The sequence below is a fragment of the Streptomyces sp. ICC4 genome, assembly GCF_003287915.1.
Taxonomy (GTDB): domain Bacteria; phylum Actinomycetota; class Actinomycetes; order Streptomycetales; family Streptomycetaceae; genus Streptomyces; species Streptomyces tritrimontium.
On record NZ_CP030286.1, the window covers coordinates 2035827 to 2051122 of the forward strand.

Here is a 15296-nt window from a genome sequence, read left to right on the forward strand (position 1 = left end):
CCGACCGTGAAGGGCCCCCGGGAGGCCGAGGACCCGCCGCGGTCCGCGGTGCGGGGGCCGCTGCTCCTGGGCGTACGGCACCACGGCCCGGGGTCGGCCCGCGCGGTGCGCGCCGCCCTCGAGGCGGGCCGGCCGGCGGCGGTGCTCATCGAGGGGCCGCCCGAGGGGGACGCCCTGCTGCCGCTGGCCGCCGCCCCCGGGATGCGGCCGCCCGTCGCCCTGCTCGCGCACGCCGCGGACGATCCCGGCCGGGCCGCCTTCTGGCCGTTGGCCGGCTTCTCCCCGGAGTGGGCGGCCATCCGGTGGGCGCAGGAGCGGGACGTGCCGGTCCGGTTCATCGACCTCCCCGCCGCGCACTCGCTGGCCGCGCCGGCGGACGGGGAGGGGGACGGCGGCGCGTCCGACCCCGTCCGGCTGGACCCCCTCGCGGTGCTCGCCGAGACCGCCGGGTACGACGACCCCGAGCGCTGGTGGGAAGACGTCGTGGAGCACCGGGGCACGGCCGGTCCCGACGCCGACCCGCTGGGCGTGTTCGAGGCCCTCGGGGAGGCCATGGGCGCCCTGCGAGAGGAGTACGGGGACGGCGGCCACCACCGGGACCTGGTTCGCGAGGCGTACATGCGGCAGCGGATGCGGGCCGCGCGCCGCGAGTTCGGCGAGGCGTACGCCGTCGTCTGCGGGGCCTGGCACGTCCCGGCCCTGCGGGCGAAGACCACCGCCGCCGCGGACAAGGCGCTGCTGACCGGACTGCCCAAGGTCAAGGTGGAGACCACCTGGGTCCCCTGGACCCACCGGCGCCTGGCCCGGGCCGGCGGGTACGGCGCGGGCATCACCTCACCCGGCTGGTACGCGCACCTCTTCACCGCCCCGGACCGGCCCGTGGAGCGGTGGCTGACCAAGGTCGCGGGCCTGCTGCGCGAGGAGGACCGGCAGGTCTCCCCGGCGCACGTCATCGAAGCGGTCCGGCTCGCCGACACCCTGGCCGCGATGCGGGGCCGGCCCGTGGCGGGCCTGACGGAAACCCTCGAAGCGGTCCGGGCGGTGATGTGCGACGGCTCCGACATACCGCTCGCCCTCATCGAGGACCGGCTCGTCGTCGGCGACGTGCTCGGCGAAGTCCCGGACGCGGCGCCCGTCGTACCGCTCCAGCGCGACCTGAACCGCCTGCAGCGCTCGCTGCGCCTCAAGGCCGAAGCGCAGGACCGCGAGCTCGAGCTCGACCTGCGCAAGGACACCGACACGGCCAAGTCCCTGCTGCTGCACCGGCTGCGGCTGCTCGGCATCGGCTGGGGCGTCCCGGTGGCCTCGCGGGGGAGCACGGGCACCTTCCGGGAGACCTGGCGCCTGCGCTGGGAGCCGGAGCTCGCGGTGCGGGTGGCCGAGGCCGGCATCTGGGGGACCACCGTCCTCGGGGCGGCCACCGCCAAGGCCGAGGCCGACGCGGCGGCCGCCGGGGAGCTGGGCGAGATCACCGCCCTGGCCGAGCACTGCCTGCTGGCCGGGCTCTCCGAGGCCCTGCCGGCCGTCCTGCGGGCCCTCGCCGACCGGGCCGCCCTGGACACGGACGTGGCGGGCCTGGCGAAGGCCCTGCCCGCGCTGGCCCGTTCGCTGCGGTACGGGGACGTGCGCGGCACCGACGCGGCGGCGCTGGGGACGGTCGCGGCCGGGCTCGCGGAGCGAATATGCGTGGCGCTGCCGCCCGCCTGCGCGGCCGGGCTGGACGCCGACGCGGCGGCGGAGCTGCGGGGGCAGGTGGACGGGGTGCACGGTGCCATCGGGCTCCTGTGCTCGGAGGAGGAGCCGGGCGGCCTGCGGGAGCGCTGGTCGGCGGTCCTGCGGACGCTGGCCGGACGGGACACCGTCCCCGGGCTGATCCGCGGCCGGGCGGCGCGGCTGCTGCTCGACGACGGGCGGCTGCCGCCCGAGGAGACGGCCCGGCTGATGGGGCTGTCGCTGTCCCCGGCGTCCGCCCCGGCCGACGCGGCGGGCTGGATCGAGGGCTTCGCGGGCGGCGGCTCGGGCGGCGGCACGCTGCTGGTGCACGACGACCGGCTGCTGGGGCTGATCGACACCTGGCTGGTGTCGGTGCCGGAGCGGGCGTTCGTCGACGTACTGCCGCTGCTGCGGCGCACGTTCGGGGCGTACGAGGCGGGCGTGAAGCGGACCCTGGGCGAGCTGGTCCGGCGCGGCCCGGCGGCGGGCCCCGCCGGGGCGGGCGGCGGTTCGGCTCCGGCGGGCTTCGCTCCCGATCTGGACCCGGTCCGCGCGGACGCGGTGGTGGACCTGGTCCGGCTCCTCCTGGCGGCGGCTCCGGCCTGACCGGGGCAGGGCGGGCCGGCGTGGTGGTCGTGACGGGAGAACGAAAGAACGAGAGAACGAGAGAAGGGGACGGGCAGATGGCTGGGACGGGGAGCGCGGCAGTGGTAGGCGAGGAGCGGTTGCGGCGGTGGCGGATGGTGCTCGGCGGGGGCGAGGCGGACGGGACCGGGTACACGCTGACCGGTGCGGACGCCGGGATGGACGCCGCGCTCGGGGCGCTGTACGGGGGCAACGGCGGCGCCGGACGCAAGCGGAAGGGGGAGCGGTCGGCCGGGCTCGGCGGCTCCGCGCCGAACGTGGCGCGCTGGCTCGGGGACATCCGGACGTACTTCCCCACCTCCGTGGTGCAGGTCATGCAGCGGGACGCGATCCAGCGCCTGGGGCTGTCCGCGCTGCTGCTGGAACCGGAGATGCTGGAGGCCGTCGAGCCGGACGTGCACCTCGTCGGCACCCTGCTCTCGCTCAACAAGGCGATGCCCGAGACGACCCGGGAGACGGCCCGCGCGGTGGTCCGCAAGGTGGTCGAGCAGTTGGAGAAGCGACTCGCGGCCAAGACGCGGGCCACCCTCACCGGCGCGCTCGACCGGTCCGCGCGGATCAGCCGGCCCCGGCACGCGGACATCGACTGGGACCGCACCATCCGGGCCAACCTGAAGAACTACCTCCCCGAGTACCGCACCGTCGTCCCCGAGCGGCTGATCGGCTACGGCCGCGCCGCCCGGTCGGTGAAGAAGGAGGTCGTGCTGTGCATCGACCAGTCGGGCTCGATGGCCGCCTCCGTCGTCTACGCCTCCGTCTTCGGGGCGGTGCTCGCCTCGATGCGGTCGATCGCCACCCGGCTGGTCGTCTTCGACACCGCCGTCGTGGACCTGACCGACCAGCTCGACGACCCCGTCGACGTGCTCTTCGGCACCCAGCTCGGCGGCGGCACGGACATCAACCGCGCGCTCGCCTACTGCCAGTCGAAGATCACCCGTCCCGCGGACACCGTCGTGGTCCTCATCAGCGATCTCTATGAGGGCGGCATACGCGACGAGATGCTGAAGCGGGTCGCGGCGATGAAGGCCGCGGGGGTGGAGTTCGTGACCCTCCTCGCCCTGTCCGACGAGGGAGCCCCCGCTTACGACCGCGAACACGCCGCCGCCCTCGCCGCGCTCGGCGCCCCCGCCTTCGCGTGCACCCCCGACCTGTTCCCGGAGGTCATGGCCGCGGCGCTGGAGAAGCGCCCGCTGCCCGTCCCGTGACCGGACCGGCCGCCCCGGCAGCCCGCTCCCGGGCGGCCGCGCGGGGACCCGTACGAGCGCCTGCCCATCGGCAGATCGCACGAAGATGCAGTTCAACCGTGAGGCGATCTGTGACAGGTATCACCGCTCAGGTGTGATCTGCGATTTAGGGACCTACGTCCCACGGGGATAACCTGCGGGACGGACATGCCGCGTCCACGGTCACCGTGTGCGCCTTCCTTGTGACAGCGCCGTCACGTTGCCCTCCGCGGCACGCCCACGCAGATAGCAGACAACCGCGAATCACTGCGAATCTTTAAAAAAGACAAGGGACGGACGCGCGTGGACCTGTTCGAGTACCAGGCGAGGGACCTCTTCGCCAAGCACGGTGTACCGGTGCTGGCCGGTGAAGTCATCGACACGCCTGAGGCAGCCCGCGAGGCCACCGAGCGCATGGGTGGCAAGTCGGTCGTCAAGGCGCAGGTGAAGGTCGGAGGCCGCGGCAAGGCCGGTGGCGTCAAGCTCGCCGCCACCCCGGACGAGGCCGTCGCCCGTGCGACGGACATCCTCGGGATGGACATCAAGGGCCACACGGTCCACAAGGTGATGATCGCCGAGACCGCTCCGGAGATCCTGGAGGAGTACTACGTCTCGTACCTCCTCGACCGCACCAACCGCACCTTCCTGGCCATGGCCTCGGTCGCGGGCGGCATGGACATCGAGCAGGTCGCGGAGGAGACCCCGGAGAAGCTCGCCAAGGTCCCGGTGAACGCCAACGAGGGCGTGACCATCGAGAAGGCCCGCGAGATCGTCGCGCTGGCGCAGTTCCCGGCCGAGGTCGCCGAGAAGGTCGCCGAGGTCCTCGTGACCCTGTGGGCGACCTTCATCGCCGAGGACGCGCTCCTCGTCGAGGTCAACCCGCTCGCGAAGGTCGCCAACGGCGACGTCATCGCGCTCGACGGCAAGGTCTCGCTCGACGAGAACGCCGAGTTCCGCCAGCCGGGCCACGAGGCGTTCGTGGACCACGCGGCCGCGAACCCGCTCGAGGCCGCCGCCAAGGCGAAGAACCTCAACTACGTGAAGCTCGACGGCGAGGTCGGCATCATCGGCAACGGCGCGGGTCTCGTCATGAGCACCCTCGACGTCGTCGCGTACGCCGGCGAGAACCACGGCGGCGTCAAGCCCGCCAACTTCCTGGACATCGGCGGTGGCGCCTCCGCCGCCGTCATGGCCAACGGTCTCGAGATCATCCTCGGCGACCCGGACGTCAAGTCCGTCTTCGTCAACGTCTTCGGCGGCATCACCGCGTGCGACGAGGTCGCCAACGGCATCGTCCAGGCGCTGCAGCTGCTCGAGGACAAGGGCGAGGCGGTCACCAAGCCGCTCGTCGTCCGCCTCGACGGCAACAACGCCGAGCTGGGTCGCAAGATCCTCTCGGACGCCAACCACCCGCTGGTCCAGCGCGTGGACACCATGGACGGCGCGGCCGACAAGGCCGCCGAGCTCGCGGCTGCGAAGTAAGGGCAGAGGTCACAGACTCACATGGCTATCTTCCTCAACAAGGACAGCAAGGTCATCGTCCAGGGCATGACCGGTGCCACGGGCATGAAGCACACCAAGCTGATGCTGGCTGACGGCACCAACATCGTCGGCGGCGTGAACCCGCGCAAGGCCGGCACCAGCGTCGACTTCGACGGCACCGAGGTCCCGGTCTTCGGCTCCGTCGCCGAGGCGATCGAGAAGACGGGCGCCAACGTCTCCGTCCTCTTCGTCCCGCCGGCGTTCGCCAAGTCCGCGGTCGTCGAGGCCATCGACGCCGAGATCCCGCTGGCCGTCGTCATCACCGAGGGCATCGCGGTGCACGACTCCGCCGCCTTCTGGTCGTACGCGACCTCCAAGGGCAACAAGACGCGGATCATCGGCCCGAACTGCCCGGGTCTGATCACCCCCGGCCAGTCCAACGCCGGCATCATCCCGGGCGACATCACCAAGCCCGGCCGCATCGGTCTCGTGTCCAAGTCGGGCACGCTGACCTACCAGATGATGTACGAGCTCCGTGACATCGGCTTCTCCTCCGCCGTCGGCATCGGTGGCGACCCGGTCATCGGCACCACGCACATCGACGCCCTCGAGGCGTTCGAGGCGGACCCCGACACCGACCTGATCGTCATGATCGGCGAGATCGGCGGCGACGCCGAGGAGCGTGCGGCGGACTACATCGCCAAGCACGTCACCAAGCCGGTCGTCGGCTACGTCGCGGGCTTCACCGCCCCCGAGGGCAAGACCATGGGCCACGCAGGCGCCATCGTCTCCGGTTCTTCCGGCACCGCACAGGCCAAGAAGGAAGCCCTCGAGGCCGCGGGCGTGAAGGTCGGCAAGACGCCGACCGAGACGGCGAAGCTGGCGCGCGAGATCCTCAGCGCCGCGCAGTAGTCGCCTCGTGCGCCACGGCGTACGGCGTACGGCGTACGCGAGAACGGGCGTGGCCCGCACCCTGCGAAGGGGTGCGGGCCACGCCCGTTCTCAGTGCCCGCTCACTCCGGCTTGGGCGAGACCCGGGCGGGTCCGGCCGCGGGGTCGGAGGCGAGCTTGTCGTGCAGCTGCCGGCCCTCGTCGCTGAGCTGCTGCGGTCCGCTGTGCGGGGGTACGCCCGACACGTTCGCGCCGGGCGCGCGCGGGGGCTCGTACTCGGTCGGCGCGGTCACCGCCGTATAGGCCGTGGCGGCGGCGATGACCGCCGTCACCCCCATGACCGCCCGGGTCCACAGCCGGTTGCGGTTCTCCCCGGCCGCCCGTACGACGGCTGCCGCGCGCGGCTCCAGCCGTCCGGGCGGTTGCAGGCCGCCCAGCCGCTCGCGCAGCAGCGCGGACTGCTTCTCGGGCGCGACGTCGGCCAGCTCGGGGATCCGGTCGGCGAGGTCGGCGTGCGCGTTGACCAGCCGGCCGCCGGCGGTGGGCGTCGAGGCCTCGGTCTCGGCGGCGGTGTCGGGGAGGTCCAGGCCGACGCCATCGTAGAGGAGCACCGTGCGGCGGTGGGCCGGAGGCAGCGTGAGCATCGCGTCCAGGAGGACGCGATCGGCGGGGTCGGCCGGGGGCTTGTCGGCGTGCCGGTGGGCGCGTCTGAACCGGTGCCAGGGGGAGAGCGCGTACTCGTACGCCGCCGCGCGCACCCAGCCGACCGGATCCGGGTCGGTGGCGACCTCGGGCCAGCGCTCCCAGGCCTGCTGGAAGGCGTGCTCGACGGCCTCCTCGGCGAGGGCGCGGCGGCCCGTGAGGAGGTAGGCCTGGCGGGCCAGCGCGGGGGCGGTGCGGGCGTAGAGGGCGTCGAAGGCCTCGACCGCGCCGTCCTGCGGGGCGGTACGGGCGTCCGCGCCCGGCGCGGTGCCGTCCGGCCCGGCCCCGGCCTCCGGCCCCTCGCCGGCGGCGGTGGTGACGGCGGCGATGCCGGTGCTTCCGGCGGGCCCCGCACCGGGATCGGTCTCCGCGGCGGGGCCCTCGGCCGTGCCCGTGCCGGGGTCCGGCCCCGCGCCCGTGCCGGTGTCCGGGCCCGTCCCGGTGTCCGGGCCCGTGCCCGTGCCGGTGTCCGGGCCCGTCCCGGTGTCCGGGCCCGCGCCGGTGTCCGGGCCCGGGGCCGCGTCCGCGCCCGTGCCCGCCGCGCCGGTGTCCGGACCCGCGTCCGTGCCCGGGGGCATCGAACCGCCGGGGCGGAGGGCGGTGAGGCCGCCACCGCTGCCCGCGGCGGCCATGACCGTGGCCTTGGCCTCGTGGCGGAGGACCCCGACGGGGGGCTTCGCGGCGCGCTTGGCGGCGGGCTTGGGCCGGGTCTGCGCCCCGACGGGCCGCGCGAGACCGCGCAGGCGCAGCCCGAACCGGCCCTCGTTCGCGCCGGCCGCCTCGACCTCATCGGCGTCGGGTTCGGCATCCGTGTCCGCGTCGGCCGGCTCCAGGGCGGTGTCCGTGCCGGACGGGGCGCTCCGCTCTGACGTCACGTCTGGGACCCGGCCGGGCGCGCCGGTTGCGGCCCCGGCCCCGCCGACCGACGCGCCTTCGGCCGATCCGGCCGATCCGTCAGATCCGGCCGATCCGGCCGCCCCGTCCCGTCCGGGCCGGGTGCCGGTGGCTGACACCGCGTCTGCCACCGCCCCGTCCGGGCCGGTTGCCGCTTCGGCTTCCCCGTCCGCCGGGTCCGCGCCCCCTTCCGGGCCGGCGGCAGCCGAGAGGCGGGCCAGCAGCTTCGCGTAGGCCTCGCGCTTGCGGCCCCGGGGGTCGGTGCGGCCCGTCTCCCAGGAGCGCACCGTGGTCGGTGTGACGCCCACCGCCGCCGCGACCTCGTCGTGGGTCAGCTCGGCCGCTTCGCGCAGGCGCCGGCGTTCCTTCGGGGTGGGGAGGCCCAGCTCCGTGACGCTTTGTGTCATGCCACACTCCCCGCGACCCGGACGCCCTGAGCGAAAAAGTACATAAACGTATATTGAGCGACACCACGGTCATTCGCCTGTTACCCGCCCATAGCGCGTGTCGTTGGCACCATGGCGGGGTGACCCAAGTGACCGAACGCGGGACCCCGTTGCCAACGGCCCCAAGGGCCCCCGCCCGGCGCCGCTCGCCGGCGGCCGCCGCCTGCGTCGCGGGAGGAGCCGTCGCGGCAGGACTGGGGCTCGGCTTCCTCGCCGTGCTCGTCATCGTGCTGTGGATCAGCTCCCCCTACCCGGACAGCGGCCCCGGCGGCGCCCTGCACCTCGCCGCGGGCCTCTGGCTGCTCGCCCACGGCACCGAGCTGGTCCGCTACGAGACCCTCTCCGGGGTGCCCGCACCCGTCGGCGTGATCCCGCTGCTGCTCATCGCCCTGCCCGCGCTGCTCATCCGGCGCGCCGCCCGGCTCGGCAGCACCATCGAGGAGGATCCGCGCGCCGCGGAGCCGCTGCCGGCCGGCGTCGTGTTCTCCGCCGTGCTCTGCGGCTACCTCGGCGTCGGCGCGCTGGCCACCGTGTACGCGGCCTCCGGGCCGATGCCCGCCGACCCGCTCAGCGCGGCCTGGCACCTGCCGCTGGTCGCCGCCCTCGCCGCCGCGGGCGGGGTCTGGGAGGCCCGGGGCCGCCCGCTGGGGCAGTTGCCCGGCCGGCTCACCCGCCCCCGCTACGCGCTCGCGCTGCGCGCCGGCGCCGCCGGGGTGCTGGTCCTCCTCGGCGGCGGGGCCCTGGTCGTCAGCGCCTCCCTGGCCTGGCACGGGGCGGAGGTGCAGGGCTCCTTCGTGGCGCTGACCGGCGGCTGGTCGGGCCGCTTCGCGGTGCTGCTGCTCGCCCTCACGCTGGTTCCGAACGCGGTCGTCTGGGGCGCCGCCTACACCCTCGGTCCCGGCTTCGCGCTGGGCACCGGGGCCACCGCGACCCCGCTCGGCTTCGGCGGCTCGCCCGCGCTGCCGCGTTTCCCGCTGCTCGCGGCCCTGCCCCCGGACGGCCCCGGCACGCCGCTGACCTGGGCCGTCGCCGTGGTTCCGGTGGCGGCCGGGCTGACGGTGGGCTGGTTCACGGTGCGCCGGGCGCGCGAGGTCTCGTACGGGGAGACCGCGCTCACGGCGGCCCTGGGGTCGGTGGTGTGCGCCCTGGCCGCGGCCGGGCTCGCCGCGGCCTCGGCGGGGCCGCTGGGCTCCCGGGAACTGGCCGCCTTCGGCCCCGTGTGGTGGCAGGCGGGCGGAGCCGCCCTGGCCTGGACGCTCGCGCTCGCGGTCCCGCTGGCGGTGGCCCTGCACGGGTGGCGCAACCGCCCCGCGCGGGCCCTGGCCCGGGCGGCCGGCGCCGGGGGCGAGGACCGCTGGCACGACAGCGGCGTACGGGAGGTCCGCTGGGCGGCCCTGCGCCGGGCGGCCGGGACCCTGATCCCGGACTTCTCCTCCACGCCGGCCCAGCCCCCGGAGCAGGCCCCGCCCGCGGTTCCGAAGGGTTCCCCCTGGCCTCTGACGGCCCCGCCGGGTCCGATGCCGGGGCCCGTGCCGGGTCCGCCGGCGGGTCCGGTCCCGGAGCCGGCGGCGCCCGCGTCCGCGCCGCCGAAGCGGCCCGTGCTGGTGATGCCCGGCCTCAAGCTGGACCTGACCCCGATCCCGCTCCCCGCGCTGCCCGCCGAGCCGCCCTCACCGCCGCCGCCGGCCGGGGCGCCCGTAGCGGCACCCTCGGCCCCGCTGGTCCCGCCCGTGGCCGGCGCCCGCGTACTGGCCCGCCGCAAACCCGCGCCGGAGCCCGCCCCTGTCGAGGAAGACCCGCAGCCGGTCTAGGCCGTCTCTTTCGGATCTTGCCGGGCGACAAGACCGAAAGAGCCGGTCTAGCGCTGGACCTGGAGCATCTTGCCGATGAAGTTGTCCGGCAGCATGTCGTTGCACTGCAGCTCCGCCGACTTCGTCAAGGCGTCCTGCGTGCAGACGTAGAAGTCCTTGTACGCGATCTGCACCGCGTACGAGGACACCGCGAGCAGCACCGCCAGCGTCGCCGTGACCAGCCCGCTCACCGCCGCCGTCCGCTGGGGCCGGGCGGCGGCCCCCAGGGCCGCCAGTCCGCCCTGGGCGGCGGCGGGGGCGGCCGCCGGGCCGTCAGCGCCCTCGCGCCCGGCCCCGGCGGACGGCTCCGCCGGAGCCCCGCGCAGCGCGCTGATCCCCCAGTACAGGGCGAGCGCGCCCAGCAGCAGTCCCACCGACGGGATGCCGAAGACCCCGAAGAAGAAGCCCCACATGCCGGCGAGCAGCGCGTACCGGGCCCGCCGCTGGATCGGGTCCTTCGGATCCCAGCGCGCCGGCCCGGACCCGGGGTCCTCGGTCGGCCCCTGGCCGGGGCCGCCGCCGTCACCGCTCGAGCGCGGCTCCCAGTGCTGGTCGGGCCGGCCTTCCGGGGGCGCCGCGAAGGGGTTGTCGTCGGTGGAGGGGTCGGGCTGGCGGCGATCCGGCATCGGGTGTGTTTCATCCCCTGTGTCGTGGACGTCACTGGGACGTCGGAGGCCTGTTTGCGGCATGTATGCCAGACGCTACCGCCCGCCCGCGCCCCCGTCCCTCGGGGGCCGTCCGGTGTGCCGGTATCGTTGCAGGCGTTCGGTGGCTTCGTATGGTCCCCCGTATTTCGGCGACCCGAAGTTTCATGCGATCACACAAGACGAACGACGCGCCCCCAGTTCACGCCGGGAGGCGCCCCCGCTCGAGAAAGGGCCTCCCATGGCCGCCTCCCGCCTGGTCGTGCTGGTCTCCGGTTCCGGCACCAACCTCCAGGCCCTGCTCGACGCCATCGACGCCCACCCCGGCGGAGCCGAGGGCTTCGGCGCCGAAGTCGTCGCCGTGGGGGCCGACCGCGAGGACATCGCGGGCCTGGAGCGCGCGGAGAAGGCCGGGATCCCCACCTTCGTGTGCCCGGTCAAGGCCTACCCGAGCCGAGCGGACTGGGACGAGGCCCTGACCGGGGCCACCGCCGCCCACGCGCCGGACCTCGTGATCTCGGCGGGGTTCATGAAGATCGTGGGGCCGGAGTTCATCGGCCGTTTCGGCGGCCGGTTCGTCAACACCCACCCCGCCCTCCTCCCGGCCTTCCCGGGCGCCCACGGCGTCCGGGACGCACTCGCCTACGGCGCGAAGGTCACCGGCTGCACCGTCCACTTCGTGGACGCGGGCGTGGACACCGGTCCGATCATCGCCCAGGGTGTCGTCGAGGTCAGGGACGAAGAGGACGAAGCCGCTCTGCACGAGCGGATCAAGGAAGTCGAGCGCGAGCTGCTCGTCGACGTCGTGGGGCGCCTGGCCCGGCACGGCTACCGCATCGAGGGACGAAAGGTAACAATCCAGTGACCGCCGCAGAGGCCGCAGGGACCGCAGGGACCGCAGAGATCGTGACCGTAGAGAGCGACGACCTCACCGCGTCGAAGCGCCCGATCCGGCGCGCGCTCATCAGCGTCTACGACAAGACGGGACTGGAAGAGCTGGCCCGCGGTCTGCACGAGGCGGGTGTCGCGCTCGTCTCGACCGGCTCCACCGCCTCGAAGATCGCCGCCGCCGGGGTGCCCGTCACCAAGGTCGAGGAGCTGACCGGCTTCCCCGAGTGCCTGGACGGCCGGGTCAAGACCCTGCACCCGCGCGTGCACGCCGGCATCCTCGCCGACCTGCGCCTGGAGGACCACCGCAACCAGCTCGCCGAGCTGGGCGTCGAGCCCTTCGACCTCGTGGTCGTCAACCTCTACCCCTTCCTCGAGACCGTCCAGTCGGGCGCGACCCCGGACGAGTGCGTGGAGCAGATCGACATCGGCGGCCCCTCGATGGTCCGCGCCGCCGCCAAGAACCACCCCTCGGTGGCGGTCGTCACCAGCCCGGCGCGCTACGGCGCCGTCCTCGCGGCCGCCGGCGCCGGCGGTTTCGACCTGACCGCCCGCAAGCGACTCGCCGCCGAGGCCTTCCAGCACACCGCCGCGTACGACGTCGCCGTGGCCTCCTGGTTCACGAACGCGTACGCCCCGGAAGCCCCCGAGGACACGGCCGTGCTGCCCGAGTTCCTGGCCGGCGCCTGGGAGCGCAAGTCGACCCTGCGCTACGGCGAGAACCCGCACCAGGCCGCCGCGCTGTACACGGACGGACAGCCGGGCGGGCTCGCCAACGCCGAGCAGCTGCACGGCAAGGAGATGTCCTACAACAACTACGTGGACACCGACGCGGCCCGCCGCGCCGCCTACGACCACGAAGAGCCCTGCGTCGCGATCATCAAGCACGCCAACCCGTGCGGCATCGCGGTCGGCAAGGACGTCGCCGAGGCCCACCGCAAGGCGCACGCCTGCGACACGGCCTCCGCCTTCGGCGGCGTCATCGCCGTCAACCGCCCGGTGAGCGTCGAGCTCGCCGAGCAGGTCGCCGAGATCTTCACCGAGGTCATCGTCGCCCCCGGCTTCGAGCCGGGCGCCGTCGAGGTCCTGGCCAAGAAGAAGAACATCCGCGTCCTGAAGGTGGAGGGCCACCCGCACCAGCCGGGCGACCTCAAGCCCATCTCCGGCGGCGTGCTGCTCCAGCAGTCCGATGCCTTCCAGGCCGAGGGCGACGACCCGGCGAACTGGACCCTGGCCACCGGCGAGGCCCTGTCCGCCGACGAGCTCGCCGACCTAGCCTTCGCGTGGAAGGCCTGCCGCGCCGTCAAGTCCAACGCGATCCTGCTCGCCAAGGACGGCGCCTCGGTCGGCGTCGGCATGGGCCAGGTCAACCGCGTCGACTCCGCGAAGCTGGCCGTCGAGCGGGCGGGCGCCGAGCGCGCGCAGGGCTCGTACGCCGCGTCCGACGCCTTCTTCCCCTTCGCGGACGGGCTGGAGATCCTGACGGCCGCCGGCATCAAGGCCGTGGTCCAGCCGGGCGGTTCGATGCGCGACGAGCTGGTCATCGAGGCCGCGAAGGCGGCGGGCGTGACGATGTACCTCACCGGGACCCGGCACTTCTTCCACTGAGTCCCCGCAGTACCGCAGACGGCGAAGGCCGCGTCCCGCAGCAGGTGCGGTACGCGGCCTTCGCCGTGCGCGGTGCCGGTACGAGCGCTCGTACCGGCGGTGGTGCTAGTACAGCGGGCGCTTGAAGTAGACGCCCGCGGCCGAGTTGGCCAGGCCGATGAGGATCCACAGGCCCAGGCCGAGCGACACCAGGGCCGGGATCACGGAGACCGCGGAGCCGGCGGCAGCGTGTGAGTCGCTGAGCGCGACGAGGTTGACGATCACGCTCAGCACGGCGAAGAGGGTCTGGAGCGATCCGAAGATGATGCCGGAGACCCGGACTCCGCCGCGGCCCTTGGCCAGCTTGGCGGCGGTCAGGATCGGCCACAGCGAGAAGGCGAGGAGGCCGACGCCGATGATGACGAAGACGACGCTCACGGCGGCGGCCGCGTCGCTCGACGAGGAGCTGGAGCCCGTGAACTCGGAGGCGAACACCGCACCGAGGACGATGACGACCGCGCCGCCGAGGGCCTGGAGGATGCCGAGTATGTAGAGGATGACCCGCGCGCCCTTCACCCCGCCCGGCATCGGCATCGGAGCGCCCGGGTAGCCGGGGACGCCCGGGTAGCCCTGGGGCGCCTGCTGCGGATAGGCGTAGCCGCCCTGGGGCGCCTGCTGCGGGTAGCCGTAGCCGGGCTGTCCGCCCTGGGGCTGCTGCTGGGCGTACGGGTTGTTCGGGTCGCCGAAGCTCATCTGGGGTGTTCCTCCGTGGAAGTGCGGGGACGCACGGCACGCCCGGAGGGATCGCTGCAAGTAGTGCGGCCCGCCCCCCGGCACTGCCCGCGGCACTCTGTTCCTCGCATCGTCGTCCGGCCGGGGCCGACTTGTCCAGCCGCTACGTGGCCGGGCGGTCACTTGTTGTGCAAGTGCAACGAAGTCGAACCGGCCGTGCGGTGGATGCGACTGGAACCGCGACCGCTCCATCCGGGAGGATGGGCCCATGACCGCCCAGATTCTCGACGGCAAGGCCACCGCAGCCGCGATCAAGTCCGCACTGACCGCCCGCGTGGCGGCGCTCAAGGCCCGGGGCATCACCCCGGGGCTCGGCACCCTGCTGGTCGGCGACGACCCGGGCAGCCGCTGGTACGTCAACGGCAAGCACAAGGACTGCGCCGAGGTGGGCATCGCCTCCCTCCAGCGCGAACTGCCCGCGACGGCCTCCCAGGAGGACATCGAGGAGGTCGTGCGCGAGCTCAACGCCAACCCGGAGTGCACCGGTTACATCGTCCAACTCCCGCTCCCCAAGGGCATCGACACCAACCGCGTCCTGGAGCTGATGGACCCGGCCAAGGACGCCGACGGCCTGCACCCGATGTCACTCGGCAGGCTGGTCCTGAACGAGCCGGGCCCGCTGCCCTGCACCCCGTACGGGATCGTCGAGCTGCTGCGCCACCACGGCGTGGAGATCAACGGCGCGCACGTCGTGGTCCTCGGCCGGGGCATCACCGTCGGCCGGTCCATCGGCCTGCTGCTGACCCGCAAGTCGGAGAACGCGACCGTGACCCTGTGCCACACCGGCACGCGCGACCTCTCCGGGCTGCTGCGCCAGGCGGACATCGTCGTCGCGGCGGCCGGCGTCCCGCACCTGGTCAAGCCGGAGGACGTGAAGCCGGGCGCGGCCGTGCTCGACGTCGGCGTCAGCCGCGACGAGAACGGCAAGATCGTCGGGGACGTGCACCCCGGTGTGGCCGAAGTGGCCGGCTGGATCTCCCCGAACCCGGGCGGCGTCGGCCCGATGACGCGGGCCCAGCTGCTCGTCAACGTCGTCGAGGCGGCCGAGCGGATCGACCCCAGTGCGGGCTGAGCGGGGCGACTCCGCCGGTTCCGCGGGGCCCGGAGGCGCCGGCGGGGACGCGGACGCCGCCGGGGGCAGGTCCCGCCGCTTCCCCTCCATCACCCGGGACACCGCCCGGCCCGAGGGCGGCGGCCGCACCGCGCCCGGCGACGCCCCCGCGCCGGCCCGCCAGTGGCCGATGCTGGCCGTCCTCGCCGCGACGGCGGCCGGCCTGCTCTCCACCGCCGCGGGCCACCCGCGCGCCGGCTGCCTGATGATCGGCATCGCCTTGATCGCGGCGGCGGTCCTGCGCCGCGTGCTGCCCTCCGTGGGCATGCTCGCGGTGCGCTCCCGATTCACGGACATGGTCACGTACGGCCTGCTGGGCGTGGCCATCACGCTGCTCGCGCTGGTCATGGAGCCGAAGCCGTGGCTGGACATCCCGTTCCTGGAGAGCGCGGTCCGCTTCACGGTCCGCTGAGCGGTGCGGCGGGCGG

11 protein-coding genes and 2 pseudogenes are annotated in these 15296 nt (G+C 74.3%); 9 read left to right on the forward strand and 4 right to left on the reverse strand.

What is annotated here, in order from left to right; genetic code table 11:
* Nucleotides 1–6: 6 nt before the first annotated feature.
* From DRB89_RS09345 to sucD, 4 genes are all read left to right on the forward strand, one after another.
* Nucleotides 7–2319, forward strand: coding sequence for a DUF5682 family protein (locus DRB89_RS09345; RefSeq protein WP_204357978.1), 2313 nt, complete (start codon nucleotides 7–9; stop codon nucleotides 2317–2319).
* A 77-nt stretch (nucleotides 2320–2396) separates the two neighbouring features.
* Nucleotides 2397–3563 (forward strand): VWA domain-containing protein, encoded by a 1167-nt coding sequence (locus DRB89_RS09350; RefSeq protein ID WP_112446543.1) that lies wholly within the window; start codon nucleotides 2397–2399, stop codon nucleotides 3561–3563.
* 321 nt (nucleotides 3564–3884) lie between these two features.
* Complete coding sequence (gene sucC / locus DRB89_RS09355) at nucleotides 3885–5063, forward strand: ADP-forming succinate--CoA ligase subunit beta (protein WP_112446542.1); 1179 nt, start codon at nucleotides 3885–3887, stop codon at nucleotides 5061–5063.
* Between the two features lie 21 nt (nucleotides 5064–5084).
* Nucleotides 5085–5975: a succinate--CoA ligase subunit alpha gene (gene sucD / locus DRB89_RS09360; RefSeq protein WP_112446541.1), complete on the forward strand. Its 891-nt coding sequence runs from the start codon at nucleotides 5085–5087 to the stop codon at nucleotides 5973–5975.
* Nucleotides 5976–6076: 101 nt separating this feature from the next.
* Here sucD and DRB89_RS45910 read toward each other — a convergent pair.
* Both DRB89_RS45910 and DRB89_RS09370 read right to left on the reverse strand, forming a co-directional pair.
* A pseudogene (locus DRB89_RS45910) lies at nucleotides 6077–6877 on the reverse strand (DNA-directed RNA polymerase sigma-70 factor); the annotation flags it as partial.
* Between the two features lie 888 nt (nucleotides 6878–7765).
* A pseudogene (locus DRB89_RS09370) lies at nucleotides 7766–7957 on the reverse strand (helix-turn-helix transcriptional regulator); the annotation flags it as partial.
* Between the two features lie 119 nt (nucleotides 7958–8076).
* On the opposite strand from DRB89_RS09370, the gene DRB89_RS09375 reads away from it, so the two are divergent.
* Nucleotides 8077–9807, forward strand: a complete 1731-nt coding sequence (locus DRB89_RS09375; RefSeq protein ID WP_162688517.1) for a DUF6350 family protein — start codon at nucleotides 8077–8079, stop codon at nucleotides 9805–9807.
* A gap of 47 nt (nucleotides 9808–9854) precedes the next feature.
* Here the strand turns inward: DRB89_RS09375 and DRB89_RS09380 are convergent, their stop codons facing one another.
* Complete coding sequence (locus DRB89_RS09380; RefSeq protein ID WP_204357616.1) at nucleotides 9855–10472, reverse strand: hypothetical protein; 618 nt, start codon at nucleotides 10470–10472, stop codon at nucleotides 9855–9857.
* Nucleotides 10473–10731: 259 nt separating this feature from the next.
* Between DRB89_RS09380 and purN the strand changes: the two genes are divergently transcribed.
* The gene (gene purN / locus DRB89_RS09385) at nucleotides 10732–11355 is read left to right on the forward strand and encodes a phosphoribosylglycinamide formyltransferase (protein WP_112446538.1); all 624 of its coding nucleotides are present in this window, start codon (nucleotides 10732–10734) and stop codon (nucleotides 11353–11355) included.
* A gap of 41 nt (nucleotides 11356–11396) precedes the next feature.
* Nucleotides 11397–12986, forward strand: coding sequence for a bifunctional phosphoribosylaminoimidazolecarboxamide formyltransferase/IMP cyclohydrolase (gene purH / locus DRB89_RS09390; protein WP_112453160.1), 1590 nt, complete (start codon nucleotides 11397–11399; stop codon nucleotides 12984–12986).
* 105 nt (nucleotides 12987–13091) lie between these two features.
* Here purH and DRB89_RS09395 read toward each other — a convergent pair whose 3' ends face one another.
* Complete coding sequence (locus DRB89_RS09395; protein WP_112446537.1) at nucleotides 13092–13718, reverse strand: hypothetical protein; 627 nt, start codon at nucleotides 13716–13718, stop codon at nucleotides 13092–13094.
* Nucleotides 13719–13965: 247 nt separating this feature from the next.
* Between DRB89_RS09395 and DRB89_RS09400 the strand changes: the two genes are divergently transcribed.
* Entirely contained in the window at nucleotides 13966–14829 is an 864-nt protein-coding gene (locus tag DRB89_RS09400) for a bifunctional methylenetetrahydrofolate dehydrogenase/methenyltetrahydrofolate cyclohydrolase (RefSeq protein WP_112446536.1), read from the forward strand.
* Nucleotides 14819–15280: a DUF3017 domain-containing protein gene (locus tag DRB89_RS09405; RefSeq protein WP_112446535.1), complete on the forward strand. Its 462-nt coding sequence runs from the start codon at nucleotides 14819–14821 to the stop codon at nucleotides 15278–15280. Before DRB89_RS09400 ends, DRB89_RS09405 begins: the two co-directional genes overlap by 11 nt.
* Nucleotides 15281–15296 lie beyond the last annotated feature (16 nt).

Excerpts from the sequence above, each read along its gene's own strand:
- purN (WP_112446538.1), top strand. The coding sequence starts at position 10,732 with ATGGCCGCCTCCCGCCTGGTCGTGCTGGTCTCCGGTTCCGGCACCAAC.
- DRB89_RS09395 (WP_112446537.1), bottom strand. The coding sequence starts at position 13,718 with ATGAGCTTCGGCGACCCGAACAACCCGTACGCCCAGCAGCAGCCCCAG.
- DRB89_RS09380 (WP_204357616.1), bottom strand. The coding sequence starts at position 10,472 with ATGCCGGATCGCCGCCAGCCCGACCCCTCCACCGACGACAACCCCTTC.
- DRB89_RS09350 (WP_112446543.1), top strand. The coding sequence starts at position 2,397 with ATGGCTGGGACGGGGAGCGCGGCAGTGGTAGGCGAGGAGCGGTTGCGG.
- DRB89_RS09400 (WP_112446536.1), top strand. The coding sequence starts at position 13,966 with ATGACCGCCCAGATTCTCGACGGCAAGGCCACCGCAGCCGCGATCAAG.
- sucD (WP_112446541.1), top strand. The coding sequence starts at position 5,085 with ATGGCTATCTTCCTCAACAAGGACAGCAAGGTCATCGTCCAGGGCATG.